The sequence below is a fragment of the Candidatus Borrarchaeum sp. genome (assembly GCF_019058535.1).
Classification (GTDB): Archaea; Asgardarchaeota; Sifarchaeia; order Borrarchaeales; family Borrarchaeaceae; genus Borrarchaeum; species Borrarchaeum weybense.
Genome location: NZ_JAHPYX010000203.1, coordinates 1 through 6,415, shown reverse-complemented (window position 1 = coordinate 6,415; position 6,415 = coordinate 1). Strand labels below are relative to the sequence as shown.

The following is a 6,415-nucleotide window of genomic DNA, read 5'->3' as shown; positions in this document are numbered from 1 at the left end:
CCCTATAACTATCCAGAATTCTAGCCCATATTCATAACTCATTATATAATCTAATATATTATCTGGAACTGGAGCTGCATCTTTACCTTCTGGTTGCTTTAAGTTGATTTTCCCTTCGATTTCTAGTTCTTCAATTCTGTCCAAAACTTTTTTTACAGGAACACCATGCTCCTTATTAACAAGCGTAGCTAGTTCTTTAACAGTTTTTGGCTTTGGCTTACTCTTTTTTAAAGTGTCAAGAATTAATTTATCAATTGTTTCTGATTTGAAAGTGCGTTTATGCTTTAGGGTCATTAAACCACCCAGAACAGGGATATTTAATTCCGTTTCATTTCTTTCTTTATAAGTTTAACCAGCAATTAACGAGGTAAATTACATCGATTCAAGGAGAAGCCTTTGGAATCTGATCATAAGGCGTGGATTTATACCATTCTACAAATTCTTCTAGGCCTGTCTCAATAGAGGTTTGTGGATCATATCCTAGCATTTTTTTGGCTTTAGTGATATCTGCCCATGTATGCGATACATCTCCTTTCATAATTTTTGTCCAATTTGGTTCTACAGCGTTTCCAGTTATTTTTATTAGCAAAGAGATCAAATTATTTACTGAACACCTTTCTCCTTTCCCGAGATTGAAGTCTTCTCCAGCAGTATCCTTTGCTTCAGCTGAAGCAATGATTCCTGAAACTGTATCATCGACAAATGTAAAGTCGCGAGTTTGATTGCCATCCCCAAAAATAGTTGGCGACTCATTTTTCAAGATCTGTTGTGTAAAAATGTGAATTGCCATATCAGGACGCTGACGTGGTCCATATACAGTAAAAAAACGTAATGAACAGACATTAATTCCGTAAATGCGATAAAAAGCCTTACAATATTTTTCTGCAGCGAGTTTACTAGCCCCATAAGGCGAAACTGGATTGGTAGGATGTTTTTCATCAATTGGTAAATATTGTGGAGTACCATATACAGAAGAAGAGGATGCATTAATTAATTTCTCTACATTTGAATTTTGCACTGCAACCAACATATTCAGTGTGCCAGTAACATTGATCTCATTCGTTTTAAAAGGAGTTTCAACGGAGAATCTTACGCCAGGCTGGGCTGCGATATGAAAGATAAGTTCTGTATCATTACCAATAGCCTGCTTAAGGCTATTCAGATCAAGAATATCTCCTTTAATTAGTGTGCAGTTTTTTGCTTCTTTTAGGCGTTTTATATTTGCCTCTTTATTAAAATAAAATGGATTAAAGTTGTCATAGATTTTCACAATATTATTGTGTTCCACTAGCGCCTCAGCAAGATGTGAACCGATAAATCCTGCCCCGCCAGTAATGAGAATGCGTCTTTCCTCAAGCAAAGTTTATTCACTCTCTTGATTTTTGTTTGCTGTTGGTTGAGGTTGAATGGTCGAATGTGGACCAAGCGTATTGCCCGGGGTGAAAGTTATATTTGGTCCTACAACAGAATGGTCTGCGATTACAACGCCGAAAACATTATCAGTGCCTTCAGCTATTACTTCAGGTCCTATTTGACACTTTTCTCCTATAATTGAATCTTTGATTACAGCGTCGTTTGACACTAATGTGTTATTCATAATAATGGTATTTGCCAAAGTTACATTTTCTACAAGTCGTACATTTGATCCGATTTGGACGTAGGGGCCAAGTTCACAATTCGGTCCTATAAAAGAATCTTCGCCAATAGATACAGGACCATGGATTTTAACGCCTGTATGGAGCACACTTCCCTTTTCAACACGTATTATCCCATCAATTTCGCATCCTTGGTGAACTTCTCCGACGATATAATTGCCAAGATAATCGGACAGAAATTTTTTGTTGGCTTCTAAGAGATCAGTAGGTCGTCCAGTATCCTTCCAATATTTTAGCGCAGGATATCCATAAACAGGATCCCCTTGTTCAACAAGCAATTGAATTGCATCGGTGATTTCATATTCGCCACGCCAAGACTTCGGTATCTTGTCAATAGCGCTGAATATTTCATTGTCAAAGATGTAAAGCCCTGTTATCACATAATTTGAGGGAGGGACTTTTGGTTTCTCAATCAACTTGCTTATTCTCAAGTCCTCATCCATTTTTACTACTCCAAAAGGCGTGGGGTCATCTACAGTAGCTAAACCTATAGTGGCAACAGCATTATGAGCCAGATGGTGCTCTACCATTTCTTTAAGGTCTAATCTTATCATCACATCGCCAAGTACCATAACAAAGTTGTCATTTTCAAGGTGTGGTTGCGCATATTTCAAGGCATGGGCCAAGCCTAGTCGTTTTTCTTGATGGGCATACGTTATATTCATATCAAATCGATCGCCATCACCAAAATAATCCATAACGACTTCTCTCAAATATCCAACAACTATGCACACGTCTTGGATATTTGCTAATCTTAAAAAATCAAGTATGTGTTCTAAGACAGGTTTTCCTGCAACTTGCAGCATATGTTTAGGTTTAGCATAAGTGAGGGGTCTCATTCGTGTTCCAGTTCCTGCTGCTAAAACAACTGCTCTCATTTAATCACCCCTTAGTGAGCCTTTATATTTTTTCTCTTTAAGAATACCCCAGCTTAATGGAGGGTAATTGACTTACATAACAGTTTGTGGTGTGATGATGCTATCTGATACAGTTTTCCATGGACAAATCATCACACCTGAGGTTAAAGTAACATTATCCTTAATTGTACAATAATCACCAATAATTGTTAAGCCTTCGATCTTTACCCAACGACCAAGAGTTGCCGCCTCACCGATTATACAATTGTTAATAGAACTAAATGATTCTATTCGAACATCTGGAAATATTATTGAGTTTTCAATTCGACAACCTTGTCCAATACTTACATCATCCCCAATGCATACATAAGGTCCTATATGAGTTTCCCTTGCGATTTCTACATTTTTACCGATTGCAATAGATGCGTTAATATGCACTGGTTCTTCTATTTTGGCGGATGAACTAATAAAAGCCCCCTTATTTATGCTTGAATCTGTTTTTTTTAAAAAATGGTCAAGAACATACTTATTTGCTTGTATATAATCTGCAGGTTTTCCCATATCGAGCCATACATCATTATATTTGTAGCCATAAAGTTTCATTTGGTCAGCAAAAATTGGAAATACTCCCCTTTCGATAGAAAATGGTTCATTTTCTGGAATATAATCAAAAACCTCTGGGTCAAGTACATAGGCACCTGCATTAATCAAATTACTTGGCTCCTCTCCTGGAGGAGGTTTTTCCACAAATCTTAAAATTCTGTAAGCATCATCAAGTTCAACTGCCCCGTATCTGGATGGATCCTCAACAGGATATAACGCTATTGTGCCAAGTGCATCCCCACGCTGCTTATGAAAGTTTAACATATCTTTGAAATCGATGAGAGAAATTACATCGCCATTCAACACAAGAAATGGTGAATCATCCAAAAGATTTTGTGCATGTTTAATAGGACCTCCCGTGCCAAGAGGTCGTTTTTCTTTGGCATATTTAATTTCAATACCGTATTTTTCACCCGAACCGAAATACTGCATTATTTTTTCAGCTTGATAATTGATAGCAAATACTACACGGTCTACTACTTCGCTTAGGCGTTGGACTAAAATTTCGCTTAATGGTCTATTGCCTAGGGGGAAAAGAGGCTTAGGACGTGTGCATGTTAATGGTCTTAAGCGTGTTCCAAATCCACCCGCGAGAATTAAAGCACTGGTCAACCAATTAGCCTCCAACTCTGCAAATATTTATTTTACAAATCTGATTTATGTAGTGTAATCGCTGGATGCAGTTCATTTGTTTTATGTTTTTAGTAACAAAGCAAGATTTCTGTTTAAAGGTATTTTAATCTTATTTCTATATTGAAATACAATAAACCTTTTTATTTCTCTAAAACTCATATAATTAGGATGATGACAAAGGGCTTACAGAGGAATGCAATACGCTCCAATGATGAACTCTATGAAAGCTGATGTTCTTAATAACTAAGAACGCTATGAGGATTTTATCCTCATTATCTTTTTTTGACCAAGAATGTTCCAATATTCCACTGTGGCACCTTCTACTATTTTTGAGGCGATTTCTTCATCTTCAGGCATTGATAATTCAAAGTTTGAATAATCTTCCAAGTCCATAAGCATAAAAGGATTCATAGAGATAACCTGTCCATTTCGCTTTTCAATAACGGGCACCTGAATCTTAGCAGAAACGGGGGACACAATCGTTCTTTTAACTCCATCAAAAACTCCTACTGCAACAATACGTGCTTTGGCTGATCCATGTTTTCCTGGCTTTGAACGATCAAGACTTAAAATTCGACAAGGATGTTCTTTTCCACCTTCAGAGATAATAAGATATCGTCCTACTTTTAGAGAGCCTACTTCAGCTGGTTTTTTGCTCATTTTCTTTCACCTCAACCTAAACTTTTGCTTACAAGGACATTCTTTCTAGTCTTATTGATAAAACTTCTCCCAATATCGCTTGCATTTCGCAAAGAGTCCTTATGATGAATCGTTTTTAATATGCATCTTTTATAAAGACTTCTAAGGGATTTGTTAATTAGTTTTACCTGAAAAGGTGATATAAATATCTCTTAGCCAAGATGTTTCATTGTTCCTTAGAAAACTCTCTGAGGTAATATGGCAGGCAGTCAAGCCTGTTATAGGCACTTCGGAAGCATATAAAGATATTGGAGAAAATATATACGGGCAAACCACGAAAGGCATTGATAAAATTGCTGAAGATGCATGCATTAATTTCTTACAGAAGAATGATGTATCAATTAAACTCATCAGTGAAGAAAGCGGAACCTTCACTTTTGGGGATGAACCAAAATATACACTTATCATAGATCCAATTGATGGAAGCACAAATGCAAGCCGAGGGGTTCCATTTTTTTCTTTAAGTCTTGCATTACTTGAAGGGAATACGTTTAATGATGTCGTTGCGGGACTTATTAGAGCACCGCTTTTACTTAAGAATAATCTATTTGAAGTCGAGAAGGGAAGGGACATAAAAGTTGATGGTAAGCCAATATACCGTCTACCAATAGAAGAGAAATTAAGCAAAGCTATCGTAAGTATATATGTTTACGACACAGATCTTGAACAAGTCAAACCAGTTGCCTCTCAGGCATATAAAACTCGTCTATTTGGCTCTATTGCCCTTGAAGTGTGTTATACAGCTACGGGTTTGTTAGATGCTCTCATAGATACTCGTGGCAGTTTAAAGATAATGGATATTGTTGCAGCGAAATTGTTTATTGAAGAAGCTGGAGGCATAATCACAGATATGGAAGGAAAGCCTTTAACTTCTAATGTTTTTGAATTATCTGCAAGATATTCGATTGTCTGTGCGAGTAATCGTTCATTACATCAAGAAATAATCAGTTTATTGGGTTGAGAATTGTGATTAAGAGTGTTGCTCTAACTGCTCCACCTAATTATGAGGATGCAATGAAATTCACGAAAGATTTTGCTAGATTCCTTCAAAGACTGGGACTAACAGTTTTTCTTGAACGAAATGTCGCTGAAAGATTGAACCTTCAAACACTTGCTATCGACCTATCAGAACTTGATGATTTGGATCTTTTAATCGTAGCAGGTGGTGATGGGTCAATTCTATATGCATGTAATCAGCTTACTAATTCATCGATTCCAATTTTAGCTATCGACTTCTCTCGAAAAAAGGTTGGTTTCATGACGGAAATAAAACCTGAGAATGCAAAGGACGCAATTGAACAAATCTTGACTGGAAATTATACCATAGAACTGCGAGATAAAATCACTGCTAAACTAAACAATAAACTATATTTACCTGACGCTTTGAATGAGATTGTAATCACAAGTAGTAAGCCATTAGGAGTAGCCACTCCAATGCTTCATCTCAAAGTTCAAATAGATAACACAATCGTCGCAGATACTTATCTTGATGCACTAATTGCATCCACGACAACTGGCTCTACAGCACATTCATTATCTGCAGGAGGGCCAATAATCACTCCTAGCCTTAATGCATTTATTATCAAGTGTGTAAATCCGTTAGAATTGCCTTATAGGGTTCCTTTTGTGATTCCCACTTCAAGTAAAATTAACGTGACCATTTACGAGCCTACTGCACAAATTGTAATGGATGGGCGTTCATTTGATAAAGAAATTCGCCCTGGAGATGTATTGAATATTTTCAAATCGGAAAATGCTGTGAAATTCATACGGCTCGAAGGTATAACTGATTTCTACGAGCGAGTTTTCAAAAAACTAACAGTTTCCAAAATAGGGGAAGAATAATAACATCGTTCTCTAGAATTTTTGCTTACGAGTAGCTAAGCAAGAAAGCACCACCGCTTCAGCGTGGTGATGAATGGCGGTAGTTTTCACTTTCAACACTTGCATTGAGGGTCTCCCTAACGT

Annotated in this window: 7 protein-coding genes; 2 read left to right on the top strand and 5 right to left on the bottom strand. The window is 37.0% G+C overall.

Annotated elements, in window-relative coordinates; translation table 11 throughout:
• The 5 genes from QVB70_RS12460 to QVB70_RS12440 all read right to left on the bottom strand — a co-directional run.
• A partial coding sequence (locus QVB70_RS12460; protein WP_287586734.1) for a hypothetical protein occupies nt 1-294 on the bottom strand: 294 nt, incomplete at its 3' end.
• Nucleotides 295-382: 88 nt separating this feature from the next.
• Entirely contained in the window at nt 383-1,360 is a 978-nt protein-coding gene (locus tag QVB70_RS12455; RefSeq protein ID WP_287586732.1) for a GDP-mannose 4,6-dehydratase, read from the bottom strand.
• A 3-nt stretch (nt 1,361-1,363) separates the two neighbouring features.
• Nucleotides 1,364-2,533 carry a glucose-1-phosphate thymidylyltransferase gene (locus tag QVB70_RS12450; RefSeq protein ID WP_287586730.1) on the bottom strand — a complete coding sequence of 390 codons (1,170 nt, stop codon included), beginning with the start codon at nt 2,531-2,533 and terminating at the stop codon, nt 1,364-1,366.
• A 72-nt stretch (nt 2,534-2,605) separates the two neighbouring features.
• Nucleotides 2,606-3,727 carry an NDP-sugar synthase gene (locus tag QVB70_RS12445; protein ID WP_287586727.1) on the bottom strand — a complete coding sequence of 374 codons (1,122 nt, stop codon included), beginning with the start codon at nt 3,725-3,727 and terminating at the stop codon, nt 2,606-2,608.
• Between the two features lie 273 nt (nt 3,728-4,000).
• Nucleotides 4,001-4,408, bottom strand: coding sequence for a translation initiation factor IF-5A (locus tag QVB70_RS12440; RefSeq protein ID WP_287586726.1), 408 nt, complete (start codon nt 4,406-4,408; stop codon nt 4,001-4,003).
• Nucleotides 4,409-4,616: 208 nt separating this feature from the next.
• Between QVB70_RS12440 and QVB70_RS12435 the strand changes: the two genes are divergently transcribed.
• Together QVB70_RS12435 and QVB70_RS12430 are read left to right on the top strand one after the other, a co-directional pair.
• Nucleotides 4,617-5,408 (top strand): inositol monophosphatase family protein, encoded by a 792-nt coding sequence (locus QVB70_RS12435; RefSeq protein WP_287586723.1) that lies wholly within the window; start codon nt 4,617-4,619, stop codon nt 5,406-5,408.
• A 5-nt stretch (nt 5,409-5,413) separates the two neighbouring features.
• Nucleotides 5,414-6,292 carry an NAD(+)/NADH kinase gene (locus QVB70_RS12430; RefSeq protein ID WP_287586721.1) on the top strand — a complete coding sequence of 293 codons (879 nt, stop codon included), beginning with the start codon at nt 5,414-5,416 and terminating at the stop codon, nt 6,290-6,292.
• Nucleotides 6,293-6,415: the final 123 nt, after the last annotated feature.

What these genes read in the sequence shown, in the direction of transcription:
- QVB70_RS12450 (WP_287586730.1), bottom strand. Translation starts at nt 2,533, where the DNA reads ATGAGAGCAGTTGTTTTAGCAGCAGGAACTGGAACACGAATGAGACCC.
- QVB70_RS12440 (WP_287586726.1), bottom strand. Translation starts at nt 4,408, where the DNA reads ATGAGCAAAAAACCAGCTGAAGTAGGCTCTCTAAAAGTAGGACGATAT.